The sequence below is a fragment of the Aliiroseovarius sp. PTFE2010 genome (assembly GCF_049943335.1).
GTDB lineage: Bacteria > Pseudomonadota > Alphaproteobacteria > Rhodobacterales > Rhodobacteraceae > JBNFVY01.
The window spans coordinates 26307-40987 of the sequence record NZ_JBNFVY010000012.1 but is presented as its reverse complement, the minus strand read 5'-3'; the positions used below and the strand labels follow the sequence as shown (position 1 = coordinate 40987).

Below are 14681 nucleotides of genomic sequence, written 5' to 3'. Positions count from 1 at the left end.
CCTTCGTCTCAGCTTACGTCTTTTCAGACATGGGTGCCGCGGATGACGCGGCCTCGAATGTGAAAAGGCACCGCCAAAGGCCGTGCCCTGAATTCCGTCCGGGTCCTTTACGGGGGAATCGCGGGTGCGTCAAGCGCGATGGCGGGTTTTTCGCGCCTCGCCCTGCGCTTTCGCGCCCTGCCCTGGGCTTTCGCGCCCCATCGCCGCCAGCGCCTGATCGACGGCGGCCGAGGGGGCCAGTTCGCCCGCTTCGACCTGCGCCCCGAGGCGACGAACCGTGTCGCGCACCGGGCCGGGGCGGGAAAGTTCGGCCAGCAGGGCCTGGCGCAGTTCTTCTTCGAACCAGTGGCGCGCCTGGGCCGCGCGGCGCGCTTCCCAATGGCCGTGGGCCTTGCGCCAGTTGATCAGGGTCTGGATTTCTTCCCACGCCTTCGCCAGCCCGGCCCCTTCAACCGCCGAAACCGTCTGGGCCTTGGGAAACCCGTCGGGATCATAGGGGCGTTTGCGCAACAGGCGCAGCGCCCCGGCGTAATCGGCGCAGGTGCGCGTGGCGGTGGCTTTCAGATCGCCATCGGCCTTGTTCACAAGGATGATGTCGGCGATTTCCATGATGCCGCGCTTGACGCCCTGCAATTCGTCGCCGCCCGCCGGGGCGAGCAGCAGCAAGAACAGATCGGACATGTCGGCCACCACCGTTTCGGACTGCCCTACGCCAACGGTTTCGATCAGCACCACGTCAAAGCCGGCCGCTTCGCACAGCGCAACAGCTTCGCGCGTGCGCCGGGCCACGCCGCCCAGTTCGGACCGGCTGGGCGAGGGGCGGATAAAGGCATTGGGATCGCGCGAAAGGCGCTCCATCCGGGTCTTGTCGCCCAGGATTGACCCGCCGGTGCGCGCCGACGACGGATCGACCGCCAACACGGCAACGCGCAGCCCCTGCCCGGTCAGCATCATGCCAAAGGCTTCGATAAAGGTGGATTTGCCCACGCCCGGCGTGCCCGACAGCCCGATACGCAGGGCCTGCCGGTTCGATTTCGCCAGCTGCGCCAAAAGCGCGCCAGCCTGCGCGCGGTGATCGTCGCGGGCGGATTCAACCAGGGTGATTGCGCGCGCAAGGGCGCGCCGTTCCCCATTGAGGATGCGTTGGGCCAGATCGGTCATGGGGGCTTTTTGGCCGATGGCGCAGTGGGTGTCCAGACACCGCGTGCCCGCGCGCCATTTTGCCTGTGGATCTCTGTGAACACCGGCGGCGCGCAGCCTTGGGCCGGGCGCACCCAAGCTGGCGCGGCGGGCCTGGCGCGGGGATATTTCACAGACGTAGAAGGCGTGGTATGCGCGGCGGATGGATGGGTTTTCCGATATCCTGCCGGTGGATGATGTGCTTGGCGCCCTTTGCGCGGCGGTCAAGACGCATGGGCGCGCGGTTTTGCAGGCGCCGCCCGGCGCGGGCAAGACCACGCGGGTGCCTCTGGCGTTGCTGCGCGCGGGCGCGGCGGGCCGGATCGTGATGCTTGAGCCGCGCCGTTTGGCGGCGCGCGCCGCCGCCGAGCGCATGGCCCAGACGCTGGGCGAACCGGTGGGCAAAACGGTGGGCTACCGGGTGCGCGGCGAGGCGCGCGTGTCAAAAGCGACACGGATCGAAGTGGTGACCGAAGGTATCCTGACCCGCATGATCCAGAGCGATCCGGGGCTTGAAGGGATCGGCGTGCTGATCTTCGATGAATTCCACGAACGCTCGCTGAACGGCGATCTGGGTCTGGCGCTGGCCTGGGAGGTGCGCGGCGCGCTGCGCGAAGATCTGGCCATCGTGGTGATGTCGGCCACGCTGGACGCCGAACCGGTGGCCGCGATGTTGGACGATGCGCCGGTGATCACCTCGCAAGGGCGGGCGTTTCCGGTCGCGATCGAATGGCTGGCGCGGCCCGCGCGCGACACGCGCCAAGAGCGGCTGGTAGCAGATGCGGTGGTGCGCGCCATCGGCGAACACAGCGGCGGCGTTCTGGTGTTCTTGCCCGGCGAGCGCGAAATTCGCCGCGTCGAGGCCAGCCTGGCCGGCCGCTTGCCCGATGACGTGGCGGTGCGGCCGCTGTTCGGGGCGATGGCGTTCGACAAGCAGCGCGCGGCGATTGCACCGATGCCGCGCGGGCGCAAGGTGGTGCTGGCGACATCGATTGCCGAAACGTCACTGACGATCGAAGATATTCGCGTGGTCGTGGACGGCGGGCTGGCGCGGCGGGCGCGGTTCGATCCGGGCAGCGGCATGTCACGGCTGGTGACTGAACGGGTCAGCCGGGCCGAGGCCGAGCAGCGGCGCGGGCGCGCGGGACGTGTGGCCGAAGGCGTGTGCTATCGGTTGTGGACGCGCGGCGAAGAAGGCGCGCTTCGTGCCTATGCCCCGCCCGAAATCGAAACCGCCGATCTGTCCAGCCTGGCGCTTGAGCTGGCGCTGTGGGGCGCGACCCCCGATCAGCTTCCCTTTCTGACCCCACCCCCCGAGGGCGCCTTTGCCGAAGCCCGCGCCCTGCTGGGCATGCTGGGCGCATTGGACGGGCACACGATCACCGCGCACGGGCGCAAGCTGGCCGCCCTGCCGCTGCACCCGCGTCTGGGGCATATGCTGGCGGTGGCCGGGCGCCAGGCGGCGCCGCTTGCCGCGCTGCTGGCCGACCGCGACCCGCTGCGCGGCGCCGGGGTGGATCTGTCGCTGCGCCTGCGCGCCCTGCGTGACGGCACCCGCCCAGACAGGGGGGGACGAAGCGGGGCCAGCGACGGGGCCGGAAATGGGGCCAGCACCGCGAACACGGGCGCGCTGCACCGCATTCGCGCCGAAGCCAAGCGCCTTGCGCGCACTCTGCCCGATGCCCCCGCCATGAGCGCCGGTGAAATGGCCGCTCTGGCCTATCCCGACCGCATCGGCCTGCGCCGCAAGGGCGACGAGGCGCGCTACCTGCTATCGGGCGGCAAGGGCGCGGTGATGGACCAAAGCGATGCGCTGGCCGGGCAGCGGCTGATCGTGGTCACCGATACCGACGGCGCCCCGCGCGAGGCGCGCATCCGCCAGGCCAGCGCGCTGAGCGAGGCCGAATTGCGCGGGCTTTTCGGCGCGCAGATCGGCTGGCACGACATCTGCGAATGGGACGGGCGCGCAGGGCGCGTCATGGCCCGCCGCCAGGAACGCTTTGGCGCGCTGGTTCTGGATGACCGGCAATGGAAAGACGCGCCCGATGACGCGGTGGCCCGCGCCATGCTGGACGGGGTGCGTGCCCTGGGGCTGCCGATGTCGAACGCGGCGCGCCGGTTTTGCGCGCGCGTGGCGCTGATGGGCGAAGGGTACCCGGACATGTCCGAAACCGCCCTCCTTGAACGCGCCGAAGACTGGCTGCTGCCGTTTCTGGGCAATATCAAGACCGCGGCCCAGTGGAAGGTCTTTGATCTGCTACCGGCCCTGCGCGCACGGCTGGATTATGCCCAGATGCAGGCGCTGGACGCTGCCGTCCCGGCCCGGTTCACCACGCCGCTGGGCCGCGAAATCCCGATCGACTACGCAGGCGAGCACCCGCAGATTACCGCCCGCATCCAAGAGATGTTCGGCACATCCACCCACCCCACCGTGGGCCCCGCGCACACGCCGCTGCGGGTGACGCTGACCTCACCGGCGCACCGCCCCGTGCAGACCACCATGGACCTGCCGGGGTTCTGGAAGACGTCTTATGCGGATGTGCGCAAGGATATGCGCGGACGCTACCCCAAGCACCCCTGGCCCGAAGATCCGACGCAGGCCGATCCGACCCTGCGGGCCAAACCGCGCAAATAGCGATCAGCCCGCAACACTCAAGCCCGCAATCGTCGGCCCCGCTCCCTCAGGCCCTGCTCTCCCTCAGCCCTGACCCCAGGGCCCATGCTGATCGCGGCGGGCGTCATCCAGCCGCACAAAGCCGTGGGCGCCGAAAAAGTCGCGCTGGGCCTGGATCAGGTTGGCCGATCCGCGCGCCTGCCGCATGGTGTCGAAAAACGCCAGGGCGCCCGAAAAGGCGGGCACCGGCAGCCCCTTGAGCGCGGCGCCAGAGACCACGCTGCGCAGCGCGCGCGCCCCGGTCTGCATCGCGTCGCCAAAGGACGGGGCAAAGATCAACTGGCCTTCGGGCAGCCCGTCGCGCACGGCGTTGGCCATATCGTCCAGCAGCGCCGATCGGATGATGCAGCCGGCGCGCCATATTTCAGCGCAGCGCGCCAGATCCAGCGACCAGCCGTATTCGTCCGACGCCGCCTGAAGCAGCGAAAACCCCTGGGAATAGGCGATGACCTTGGCGGCCAGCAGGGCTTGCTCAAGCGCCTCTTCGCCGGGAATGTCACCGGGCTCGATCGCGCCAAACAGCTCTTGCCCATGGGCGCGCGCGCGGCGCAGGGCCGACCAGCTGCGCGCGGCCACGGCCGCTTCGATGCTGGAGGCCGACTGGCCCAGAGACAGCGCTTCGATCACGGTCCAGCGGCCGGTGCCTTTCTGGCCCGCCGCATCCACGATCACATCCACGACCGGCCCGCCGGTGGCCGGGTCTGTGGCCTGCAGCACCTTGCCGGTGATTTCGATCAGATAGCTTTGCAGCGGCCCTTTGTTCCACCGTTCAAACAGCTGGCCGATGCGCGCAGGGGGCCAGCCGGCGCCATCGCGCAAAAGGCCGTAGACTTCCGCAATGATCTGCATATCGGCGTATTCGATGCCGTTATGCACGGTCTTGACGAAATGGCCCGCGCCATCGGGGCCCAGATGGGCGGCGCAGGGCTGGCCCTGGTACTTGGCGCTGATCGCTTCGATGATATCGCGGATCGGGGCATAACTGGCTTTGGCGCCGCCAACCATGATGGATGGCCCGTGGCGCGCGCCCTCTTCGCCCCCCGACACGCCCATGCCGATAAAGTGCAAACCGCGCTCGCGCATCGCGCCCTCGCGCCGGCGCGTGTCGTGGAAATTGGCATTGCCCGCGTCGATGATCGTATCGCCTTGCGACAAGAGCGGCGCAAGATCTGCGATCACCGCGTCTACCGCGCTGGCGGCGACCATGACGATGACCGAGCGCGGCTGATCGAGCGCGCCCACCAGGGCGGCCAGATCGGGCTGGGCCACAACGCGCCCCGCCAGGCCCTGCGCCGCGGCCATATCGGCGAACCGGTCAATCGCATCCTGCGAGCGGTTCGACACCGCCACATCGAACCCGCTATCGGCAATGTTCAGGGCCAGGTTCGCGCCCATCACCCCCAGCCCGTACAACCCTATTCGTGCCATGTTAGCGCCATTGTGCTTTTCCTTGCGTGCTGTCGCCAAGTTAACGCAGCGATGACACACCGCAACCCATGCCCTGTGGATAAGTTGCAGTTTACAACTTGTTAAGCTAAACTGTGCAAAATAAAAAAAAGAATAATCTAGGCGGTTTCATCGTGAACGAGATACTGAAAAAGGTCTGGGAAAGCTATTTGTCGCCCATGGTACGCCGCCCGTCGGCGCGGCAGGTGGCGGCGTTGTGTTATCGGGACAAGAACGGCAAACGCGAAGTCCTGCTGGTCACATCGCGCGGCACAGGGCGCTGGATCTTGCCAAAGGGCTGGCACGAAGACGGGCTTTCGGCGGCGGCATCAGCGGAACTGGAAGCCTGGGAAGAAGCGGGGGTCAAACGTGGCCATATCGCCTCGGAACCGCTTGGCAGTTTTGGCTATCACAAGGTGTTGGACGATGGCCTGCCCCTGCCCGTCGAAGCCGACGTTTTCCCTCTGGAAGTGCGCAAGGTTGCCGACGATTTCCCCGAAGCCAAGGAACGCAAGCGCAAGTGGGTCGAAATCGACCGCGCGGTGGACATGGTCCGCGAACCGGGCCTGAAACGCCTGCTTCGCGAAATCCAAGATTGATCCAGCCGAGCAAAGACGCTACCCCCCCTGCCGAAGTGTAACGACGATGTGACCGTTGCACGACGGAGGCCGCATGACCGACAACAATCGCCAGTGGAAAACGCTCGACAAGGATCTCGGGCGGATCGGCCACTTGGAATATGCGGCTCATTACATCGCGCGCCCGATGGTCGGGCTGGGTATCGCGCTGGCGTTCCTGGTGCTGGCGGGTCTGGGCGCCGGGCTGTTGTTTGGCGCAGGGCAAAGCAACATGATCGTCGTTGCGGCGGCCATTGTCGGGGCCTACATGGCGCTGAACATCGGCGCGAACGACGTGGCCAACAACATGGGGCCGGCCGTGGGCGCGAATGCGCTGACGCTGGGCGGGGCGATCGTGATCGCCGCGATCTGCGAAAGCGCGGGGGCCCTGTTGGCGGGCGGCGACGTTGTGTCCACCATATCCAAAGGCATCATCGATCCAGCGTCGGTCCAGAATGAAAACGTGTTCATCTGGGCGATGATGGCGGCGCTGATTTCATCCGCGCTGTGGGTGAACCTGGCAACCTGGGTCGGCGCGCCCGTGTCCACGACCCATTCCGTGGTCGGCGGGGTCATGGGGGCGGGCATTGCCGCGGCCGGTCTGACGGCGGTCAACTGGCCGTCGATGGGCAAGATCGCGGCCAGCTGGGTCATCTCGCCGGTGCTGGGCGGGGTGATCGCGGCGGCATTCCTGGCCTTTATCAAGGCGCGGATCATCTATGTCGACGACAAGATCGCGGCCGCGCGGCGCTGGGTGCCGGTGCTGATCGGGATCATGGCCGGGGCGTTCACCTCGTACCTGGCGGTCAAGGGGCTGAAGAAAATCGTCTCGGTCGAACTGGACCTGGCGCTGCTGATCGGGCTGGGCGCCGCCGTTGTGTTCTGGGCCATTTCCGTGCCGCTGATCCGGCGCCAGTCCGAAGGGATGGAAAACCGGAACAAATCGCTCAAGGCGCTGTTCGCCATCCCGCTGGTGATCTCGGCGGCGCTGCTCAGCTTTGCGCACGGCGCCAATGATGTGGCGAACGCGGTGGGCCCGCTGGCCGCCATCGTGCATGCCGGTGAATTCGGCGGATTCGCGGGCGAGGTGAACATCCCGATGTGGGTGATGGTCATCGGCGCGTTCGGCATTTCCTTTGGCCTGATGCTCTTCGGCCCCAAGCTGATCCGAATGGTCGGCGGCCAGATCACCAAGCTGAACCCGATGCGCGCCTATTGCGTCGCGCTGTCGGCGGCGATCACGGTGATCGTGGCCAGTTGGTTGGGCCTGCCGGTCAGTTCGACCCACATCGCTGTTGGCGGCGTGTTCGGCGTGGGCTTCTTTCGCGAATGGCACGCCGAAAAACGCGCCCGCGAGAGCCGGTCGCGCCGCCATCCCGGCAAGCGAATCGCCCCCGAAGAGCGCCGGCGCCGCAAGCTGGTGCGCCGGTCGCATTTCCTGACGATCGTGGCGGCCTGGATCATAACGGTGCCGGCGGCCGCGCTGCTGTCGGGTGTGATCTTTGTGGTGCTGAACGCGCTGTTCGTGTGACCGGGGCGCACCGGGGCGCGCGCCGGGTGGTCAGGGCGTTGAACCCCGTCAGCCTTCGACGCACCAGCGCATGATCGCCTTTTGCGCGTGCAGGCGGTTTTCAGCTTCGTCAAAGATCACAGACTGCGGGCCATCCATGACCGCGTTGCTGACCTCTTCGCCGCGATGGGCGGGCAGGCAATGCATGAAAATCGCGTCCTTGTTGGCATGCCCCATAAGCTTGCGATCCACCCGGTAGGGGCGCAACATGTTGTGGCGCCGCTCGCGCGCGCTTTGGCTGTCATGCATCGACAGCCAGGTATCGGTCACGACCAGGTCGGCGTTCTTCACGGCCTCTTGCGCGTCACGCACGATTTCGATCGTGGCGCCCTTGGCGCGGGCCTCTTCGATAAACCCGCGCTCGGGATCGAGCGGCGGCGGCCCCGCAAAGGTCAGGTCGAACCCGAACTGCCCGGCGGCGTGGATAAAGGATGCGCAGACATTGTTGCCGTCGCCGCACCAGACCACCTTTTTGCCCGCGATCGGGCCGCGATGCTCTTCAAAGGTCTGGATGTCGGCCATGATCTGGCAGGGATGGGTCCGGTTGGTCAGCCCGTTGATGACCGGCACACTGGCGTATTCGGCCATCTCGTGCAGGGTCGATTCTTCGAACGTGCGGATCATGATCATGTCGACATAGCGCGACAGGACGCGCGCCGTGTCGGCGATGGTTTCACCGTGGCCCAACTGCATGTCAGCGCCTGACAAGACCATGGTCTGCCCGCCCATCTGGCGCACGCCAACGTCAAAGCTGACCCGGGTGCGGGTGGACGGTTTTTCAAAGATCAGCGCCACCATACGGTCCGCCAAGGGCTGCTCGGCATCGAGCGCGGCCTTGGGTTGCCCTTCGCGGGCCTTTTTCACCGATTTGGCGGTGTCGATGATCGCGCGCAGATCGTCCGGCGTGGTGGTGTGGATATCCAGAAAATGTCTCATGTCGTTTCGCTTTCTAGCGCCGAGGCCGCCGCGTCGATCCGTGCGACAGCTTCGGAGATTTCGTCATCGGTTATCGTCAGGGCAGGCAGCAGGCGCGCCACGTTGTCGGCGGCCGGCACGGTCAACACGTTCTGGTCATAGCCCCTGGTCACCAGATCGCCCGGTGCGACCTTGCATTTCAGCCCCAGCATCAGGCCGGTCCCGCGCACCGCTTCGAATACATCCGGATGGCTGGCCACCAACCCTTCGAGTTTCTGGCGCAAAAGCGCGCCCTTGCGGTTTACGTCGGCCAGAAAGGCGGGATCGGCGACGATCTGCATCACCTTCAGCCCCACCGCGCAGCCCAGCGGGTTGCCGCCATAGGTGCTGCCATGGGTGCCCGCGACCATGCCACTGGCCGCGTCTTCGGTGGCCAGAACCGCGCCCAGCGGAAAGCCCCCGCCGATGCCCTTGGCCACCATCATGATGTCGGGCGATACGCCCGCCCATTCATGCGCGAACAGCTTGCCGGTCCGGCCGACGCCGGTCTGGACTTCGTCGAAAATCAGCAAGATGCCATTTTCATCGCACAGATCGCGCAGGCCTTTCAGGCACTGATCGGGCACGGTGCGGATACCGCCTTCGCCCTGGATCGGTTCGATCATGATTGCCGCGGTCTTTTCGCCCACGGCGGCGCGCAGCGCGTCGTGATCGCCCCACGGCAGATGCACAAAGCCGGGCATCAGCGGCCCAAAGCCCTTGGTCATCTTTTCCGACCCCGATGCCGCAATGGCACCGGTGGAGCGGCCGTGAAAACAGCCTTCGAAGGTGATGATCTCGATCTTGTCCGGTTGGCCTTTGTCCGACCAGTACTTGCGCGCCATCTTGATCGCCAGTTCACCCGCTTCGGTGCCCGAATTGGTGAAAAAGCAGGTGTCGGCAAATGTTTCGTCCACCAGCTTGTCGGCCAAGGCCTGTTGCTGCGGGATCTTGTACAGATTCGAGACATGCCACAGCGTGTCGGCCTGATCCTTGAGCACCGCAACCAGATCGGGGTTCGCATGGCCCAATGCGTTCACCGCGATCCCTGCGCCGAGGTCCAGAAATCGGCGCCCGTCCGCTTCCACCAACCAGCTGCCTTCGCCTTTGACGAAGGACAGGGGGGCCCGATTATAGGTCGGCAAAACGGTGGTGATCATGGCGCAAGGTCCTTTGCGGGATCGGGAAGCCCCATGGGTGCAACGTGGCGGGGCTTCATGTCAACAATTCAACAGGTGATTTGAGTAGGGTGTGCCCCGAAGGCACGGGTGAACGGCGTCAGGCGCGTCGGCGCAGACGTCGGGTAGGCAAATATATGGCCGGTCCGTTCATGCTGGGGCTGATACGCCCCGACTGCCCGTCTGTAAAGAAGCCATCTGCAAAGAAGGATGTGCGCTGGACAAGCGGGCGGCGGTGCGAAACCATACCGCAGGAGGAACATCATGGCCCCGATAACCCCCGCCACGCCCGCCGTCACACCGGCCCAGAACGTCGTCGATCTGGTCCGCGCTGCCGCCAGGCGCAACCCCGCCGCCGAGGCCGTGGTCTGCGACGACCGGCGCCTGACATGGGCCCAGTTCGACGCGCGCATCAATCGCGTGGCGAACGCGCTGATCGACCTGGGGGTCGGCAAGGGCGCGCGCGTGGCGGCCCTGTCGCCCAACAGCGCTGACTACGCCGAGGTGTTCATGGGCACGCTGCGCGCCGGGGCCTGCATGGTGCCGCTTTCCACCATGGCCCCGGGCGCGGCGTTGGAAAAAATGGTGCGCGACAGCGGGTCCAAGATGATCTTTGTGGCCGAACAATACCGCGATCTGGCCGCCCCTTTCATCGACCGGCTGGACATCGTGCGGGTGGCGATCGACTTCGATGCGCAGGGCTGGCAATCCTATGATACGCTGTTGGCCGGCGCATCCCAGAGCGATCCGATGGTGCCCATCGCCTGGGACGATCCGTTCAATATCATCTATTCCTCTGGCACCACCGGCACACCCAAGGGCATCTTGCACAACCACTGGATGCGCGCCGTCCAGCAAGACCGGCGCGCGCCGTCAGGCTATGACGAAACGGCGATCACGCTGCTGTCCACGCCGCTTTATTCCAACACCACCATCGTGGCCTTTCTGCCCGCACTGGCCGGGGGCGGCGCGGTGCATCTCATGCGCAAGTTCGATGCGCGCGGGGCGCTGGACATCATCGCGCGCGAAAGGATCACCCACGCCATGCTGGTGCCGGTGCAGTACAAGCGCATCATGGAGGTGCCCGATTTCGACCGGTTCGACCTGTCGTCGGTGCGGGTGAAACTTTCGACATCCGCGCCGTTGCGGGCGGATGTGAAACGGGACGTGCTGGCGCGCTTTCCCGGCCGTTTGGTGGAATACTACGGCTTGACCGAAGGCGGCGCGTCCACCGTGCTGCACGCCAGCGAAACCCCAACCAAACTGCACACGGTCGGCCAGCCTGCACCCCAGAGCGAGCTGAAGTTCATCGGCCCCGATGACGCCGAAGTCGCCCCGGGCGAGATCGGCGAAATCGTCGGGCGCTCGGCCACCATGATGTCGGGCTATTTCGGCCGGGACGATCTGAGCGAAGACTATGTGTGGCACGACGATCAGGGCCGCGTGTTCTTTCGCTCGGGGGACATGGGGTGGCTGGACGAAGACGGGTTTCTGGTTCTGTCAGACCGCAAGAAAGACATGATCATTTCGGGCGGGTTGAACATCTATGCCGACGATCTGGAACAGGTGCTGCTGGGCGACCCCGATGTCACCGACGCCGCGGTGATTGCTGTGCCGTCCGATACCTGGGGCGAAACCCCGTTGGGGCTGGTCGTCCTGCGCAAGAATGCGCGCGATTTGGATGCTATTTTGACCGATGCCAATGCCAAACTTGGCAAATCGCACCGTATTAGTGCGCTGGAATCCCGCGCTGATCTGCCCCGGTCGTCGATTGGTAAGGTTCTGAAGCGCGCGTTGCGCGCCCCTTATTGGGATGGCGCCTGATCGGCCAGGTAACGGTCAATCGCAGCTTCGATTCCGTCAGCCCAGATCAGGGACAGCCAGGCACAGAACGCATCGGCAAAGCGCGGGTCCTGGCCCAGATCGCCATAGGTCTGGCGCATCGCCAGCCAGGCTTGCGGGTCGCGCTTGGCGGCGATGGCGGCCGCGTTGAGATCACCCCAGAACGGATCGTTCGGCGCAATCGTGCTGCCGTCTTCGCGGGTGCCTTCGCACATGCGCGCCCAGGCCGCTTCGACCAGCGCAAGCCCCGAAACCGCGCCGTTTGCGGCCAGGGCATCGACCACGCTGGGCAGAACGAAGCCGGGATGCCGGGACGAGCCATCAAAGGCCACGCGCCGAACCGTGTCCACGATGGCGGGGTTCGAAAACCGCCGGCGGATCAAATCAACATATTCAACCGGCGACATTCCGGGCACTTTGTTAACTTGCGGCACAATTTCCTGCGTCGCCACCTTTTGAAAAAAGGCGCCAACCCTGGGGTGTGTCGCGGCGTCTGAGATCGTGGTCATGCCCAGCAGCTCGCCCGCGTTCGCGACCACCTGATGCCCGGCGTTCAGGATGCGCAGCTTCATCACCTCGTAATCGTGGACGCGGTCCGAAAAGGTCGCGCCGACCTTGTCCCAGTCGGGGCGACCGGCGCAGAAATCGTCTTCGATCACCCATTGGCGAAAGTTTTCATGCGTCACCGGCGCGGCGTCCGGGATGCCCAGATCCCGGGCCAAGGCCAGTTCCTTGGGTCCGGTCGCAGGCACGATGCAATCGACCATGGAATTGGGAAAGGAGCAGGCCCCGTCGATCCAGGCGGCAAGCGCGGGATCGGACAGGCGGGCCAGCGACACCACGGTCTGCCGGGCGATGGCCCCGTTGTTTTGCAGGTTGTCACTGGATTGCACGGTAAACGGCCCGGTGCCGGCTGCGCGGCGCAGCTTCAGCGCCGCGATGATCGCGCCAAAGGCGGTACGGGGGGCGCCGGGGTTGGCGCCATCGTGCCGGATCTCGGGATGGCTGGCGTCAAACCCTTTGGTGGCAGGGTCGATGAAATAGCCGCCTTCAGTGACGGTCAGCGACACAATTCGAATGTCAGGCTGGGCCATGCGCGCGATCAGCGGGCCGTTGCCATCGGCAATTGGCACATAGTCGATCATCGCGCCGCTGACCTCGGCCGAAGTGCCAGCTGGATCAAGTTCGATCAGGGTGGTCAAATAGTCCTGCGCTGCCAGCTTGTCGCGCATCGCGGCATCATAGGCCCGCACCCCGGCGCCCACGATGGCCCAGTCCAGCGCCGCGCCCTGTTGCATCAGACGGTGCAGATACCATGCCTGATGTGCGCGGTGAAAATTGCCCAGGCCAATGTGCACGATCCCGGCCCGCAGCGCGCTGCGGTCGTATCGCGGGACATCCACGCCAGCAGGCAGATCGGCCAGGGTTGCGTTCGTGAGGGTCATCAGCTCATCCATTGGCCGCCGTCCACGTTATAGGTTTGCGCGACGATGTAATCGGCATCGTCCGAGGCCAGGAACACCGCCATGCCGGTCAGATCATCGGCCCGGCCCATCCGGCCATAGGGGACGCTTTCACCGACCTCTTTTTTCTTTTGCCCCAAGGGCTTGCCTTCGAATTTCGCGAAAAAGGCATCGACGTCGTCCCAGTGGTCGCCATCGACCACGCCCGGCGCGATGGCGTTCACGTTGATGCCGTGTTCGATCAGGTTCAGCCCTGCCGACTGGGTCAGGCTGATCACCGCCGCCTTGGACGCGCAATAGACCGCCACCAGCGGTTCGCCGCGCCGACCGGCCTGGCTGGCCATGTTGATGATCTTGCCGCCCTGCCCGCGCGCAATCATGTGTTTGGCCACGGCTTGCAGGGTGAACAGCGTGCCCGCCACGTTGATGTCAAAGCAGCGCGCGTAATCGTCGCGCGTGATCGCGGTGATGGGGGCGGCGGTAAAGATCGCCGCGTTGTTGATCAGGATATCGACGCCGCCGAACGTGCCGGCCACCTGCGCCAGGCCCGCATCAATGCTGGCCGGATCGGTCACATCGAAGGGCACCGCGATGGCGCCATTTCCCAGTTCGCCGGCTGCAGATTGCGCGCCAGCGTGGTCGATATCGGCAATGGCCACCCGTGCGCCTTCGCCCACGTAGGCCCGTGCAAAGGCCCGCCCGATCCCGCGGGCCGCACCGGTGATCAGTGCCGTTTTCCCGGCAAGGCGGTTCATTCGATCCGCAGCCCGTCAGCCTGGAATTTGTGGATCTTGTCGAGCTGGGGCGTGAGATACACCGTGTCACCGTGATGGAGCCCAAATTCGCCCCCCACCCGCACCGTGATCGTGTCAGCAAGGCCGGTGTCGTGGATATGCAGGAACGTGTCCGATCCAAGGTGTTCACTGACCCCGACCGTGCCTTTCCAGGTGCCTTCGCTGGGCGAGGCGGCCAGATGTTCAGGGCGCACGCCAACGCTATGCGCGCCGTGCTTGGCGGCTTCGGCGCCTTCGATGAAATTCATCTTGGGCGAGCCGATGAACCCGGCCACGAATTTGTTGCGCGGGGCACGATAGAGATCAAGCGGGCTGCCGACCTGTTCGATCACGCCGGCATGAAGCACCACGATCTTGTCGGCCATGGTCATCGCTTCGACCTGGTCGTGGGTGACATAGACCATCGTTGTGGCCAGCTTTTTGTGCAGTTCGCTGATTTCCATGCGCATGCCAACCCGCAGGGCGGCATCAAGATTGGACAGCGGTTCGTCAAACAGAAAGGCGTCAGGTTCGCGCACGATGGCGCGCCCGATGGCCACGCGCTGACGCTGCCCGCCCGACAACTGGCCGGGGCGGCGATCCAGGTAATCGGTCAGGTTCAGCGCCGCCGCCGCCGCGGCAATGCGCTTGTCCTGTTCGTCCTGCGGCACACCGGCCATTTTCATGGGAAAGGCGATGTTCTTGCGCACGGACATGTGGGGGTAGAGCGCATAGCTCTGGAACACCATCGCCAAGCCGCGCTTGGCGGGCGGCACGTTGGTGGCATCTTTCCCATTGATGCGGATTTCCCCGCCCGAGACATCTTCTAGCCCCGCGATCAGTCGCAGCAGCGTGGATTTCCCGCATCCCGACGGCCCGACGAAGACAACGAACTCTCCGTCTTCGATGGTCAGGTCCAGCGGTGGAATGACTTCGATTTCGCCAAAAGCCTTGCGCACCTTATCGAGCGTTATGCGTCCCATGT

General features: G+C 65.5%; 11 protein-coding genes. 4 read left to right on the top strand and 7 right to left on the bottom strand.

Annotation, left to right across the window (positions count from 1 at the left end):
* Positions 1 to 129 precede the first annotated feature (129 nt).
* Complete coding sequence (meaB, locus tag ACP2AV_RS13695) at positions 130 to 1161, bottom strand: methylmalonyl Co-A mutase-associated GTPase MeaB (RefSeq protein ID WP_426373335.1); 1032 nt, start codon at positions 1159 to 1161, stop codon at positions 130 to 132.
* A gap of 181 nt (positions 1162 to 1342) precedes the next feature.
* Between meaB and hrpB the strand changes: the two genes are divergently transcribed.
* Complete coding sequence (hrpB, locus tag ACP2AV_RS13690) at positions 1343 to 3814, top strand: ATP-dependent helicase HrpB (protein ID WP_426373334.1); 2472 nt, start codon at positions 1343 to 1345, stop codon at positions 3812 to 3814.
* A 63-nt stretch (positions 3815 to 3877) separates the two neighbouring features.
* On the opposite strand, the gene gndA is transcribed toward hrpB, so the two are convergent.
* Positions 3878 to 5281 carry an NADP-dependent phosphogluconate dehydrogenase gene (gene gndA / locus ACP2AV_RS13685; protein WP_426373333.1) on the bottom strand — a complete coding sequence of 468 codons (1404 nt, stop codon included), beginning with the start codon at positions 5279 to 5281 and terminating at the stop codon, positions 3878 to 3880.
* Between the two features lie 152 nt (positions 5282 to 5433).
* Here gndA and ACP2AV_RS13680 point away from each other — a divergent pair, with 152 nt between their 5' ends.
* Positions 5434 to 5898 carry an NUDIX hydrolase gene (locus tag ACP2AV_RS13680; protein WP_426373332.1) on the top strand — a complete coding sequence of 155 codons (465 nt, stop codon included), beginning with the start codon at positions 5434 to 5436 and terminating at the stop codon, positions 5896 to 5898.
* A gap of 73 nt (positions 5899 to 5971) precedes the next feature.
* Entirely contained in the window at positions 5972 to 7447 is a 1476-nt protein-coding gene (locus ACP2AV_RS13675) for an inorganic phosphate transporter (RefSeq protein ID WP_426373331.1), read from the top strand.
* 48 nt (positions 7448 to 7495) lie between these two features.
* On the opposite strand, the gene argF is transcribed toward ACP2AV_RS13675, so the two are convergent.
* Both argF and ACP2AV_RS13665 read right to left on the bottom strand, forming a co-directional pair.
* A complete protein-coding gene (gene argF, locus ACP2AV_RS13670; RefSeq protein WP_426373330.1) occupies positions 7496 to 8422 on the bottom strand; it encodes an ornithine carbamoyltransferase in 927 nt (308 codons plus the stop codon).
* Positions 8419 to 9600, bottom strand: coding sequence for an aspartate aminotransferase family protein (locus tag ACP2AV_RS13665; RefSeq protein ID WP_426373329.1), 1182 nt, complete (start codon positions 9598 to 9600; stop codon positions 8419 to 8421). Before ACP2AV_RS13665 ends, argF begins: the two co-directional genes overlap by 4 nt.
* Before the next feature lie 282 nt (positions 9601 to 9882).
* On the opposite strand from ACP2AV_RS13665, the gene ACP2AV_RS13660 reads away from it, so the two are divergent.
* Entirely contained in the window at positions 9883 to 11442 is a 1560-nt protein-coding gene (locus ACP2AV_RS13660; RefSeq protein WP_426373327.1) for a class I adenylate-forming enzyme family protein, read from the top strand.
* Here the strand turns inward: ACP2AV_RS13660 and ACP2AV_RS13655 are convergent.
* The 3 genes from ACP2AV_RS13655 to ACP2AV_RS13645 are packed head-to-tail and all read right to left on the bottom strand — an operon-like array spanning position 11424 to position 14679.
* Entirely contained in the window at positions 11424 to 12905 is a 1482-nt protein-coding gene (locus ACP2AV_RS13655) for a mannitol dehydrogenase family protein (RefSeq protein ID WP_426373326.1), read from the bottom strand. The genes ACP2AV_RS13660 and ACP2AV_RS13655 overlap by 19 nt on opposite strands.
* Positions 12905 to 13678, bottom strand: coding sequence for an L-iditol 2-dehydrogenase (locus ACP2AV_RS13650; RefSeq protein WP_426373324.1), 774 nt, complete (start codon positions 13676 to 13678; stop codon positions 12905 to 12907). The genes ACP2AV_RS13655 and ACP2AV_RS13650 overlap by 1 nt, the downstream gene beginning before the upstream one ends.
* A complete protein-coding gene (locus tag ACP2AV_RS13645; RefSeq protein WP_426373322.1) occupies positions 13675 to 14679 on the bottom strand; it encodes an ABC transporter ATP-binding protein in 1005 nt (334 codons plus the stop codon). Before ACP2AV_RS13645 ends, ACP2AV_RS13650 begins: the two co-directional genes overlap by 4 nt.
* Positions 14680 to 14681 lie beyond the last annotated feature (2 nt).

What these genes read in the sequence shown, in the direction of transcription:
- meaB (WP_426373335.1), bottom strand. Translation starts at nt 1,161, where the DNA reads ATGACCGATCTGGCCCAACGCATCCTCAATGGGGAACGGCGCGCCCTT.
- hrpB (WP_426373334.1), top strand. Translation starts at nt 1,343, where the DNA reads ATGGATGGGTTTTCCGATATCCTGCCGGTGGATGATGTGCTTGGCGCC.
- gndA (WP_426373333.1), bottom strand. Translation starts at nt 5,281, where the DNA reads ATGGCACGAATAGGGTTGTACGGGCTGGGGGTGATGGGCGCGAACCTG.
- ACP2AV_RS13675 (WP_426373331.1), top strand. Translation starts at nt 5,972, where the DNA reads ATGACCGACAACAATCGCCAGTGGAAAACGCTCGACAAGGATCTCGGG.
- argF (WP_426373330.1), bottom strand. Translation starts at nt 8,422, where the DNA reads ATGAGACATTTTCTGGATATCCACACCACCACGCCGGACGATCTGCGC.
- ACP2AV_RS13665 (WP_426373329.1), bottom strand. Translation starts at nt 9,600, where the DNA reads ATGATCACCACCGTTTTGCCGACCTATAATCGGGCCCCCCTGTCCTTC.
- ACP2AV_RS13660 (WP_426373327.1), top strand. Translation starts at nt 9,883, where the DNA reads ATGGCCCCGATAACCCCCGCCACGCCCGCCGTCACACCGGCCCAGAAC.
- ACP2AV_RS13655 (WP_426373326.1), bottom strand. Translation starts at nt 12,905, where the DNA reads ATGACCCTCACGAACGCAACCCTGGCCGATCTGCCTGCTGGCGTGGAT.
- ACP2AV_RS13650 (WP_426373324.1), bottom strand. Translation starts at nt 13,678, where the DNA reads ATGAACCGCCTTGCCGGGAAAACGGCACTGATCACCGGTGCGGCCCGC.
- ACP2AV_RS13645 (WP_426373322.1), bottom strand. Translation starts at nt 14,679, where the DNA reads ATGGGACGCATAACGCTCGATAAGGTGCGCAAGGCTTTTGGCGAAATC.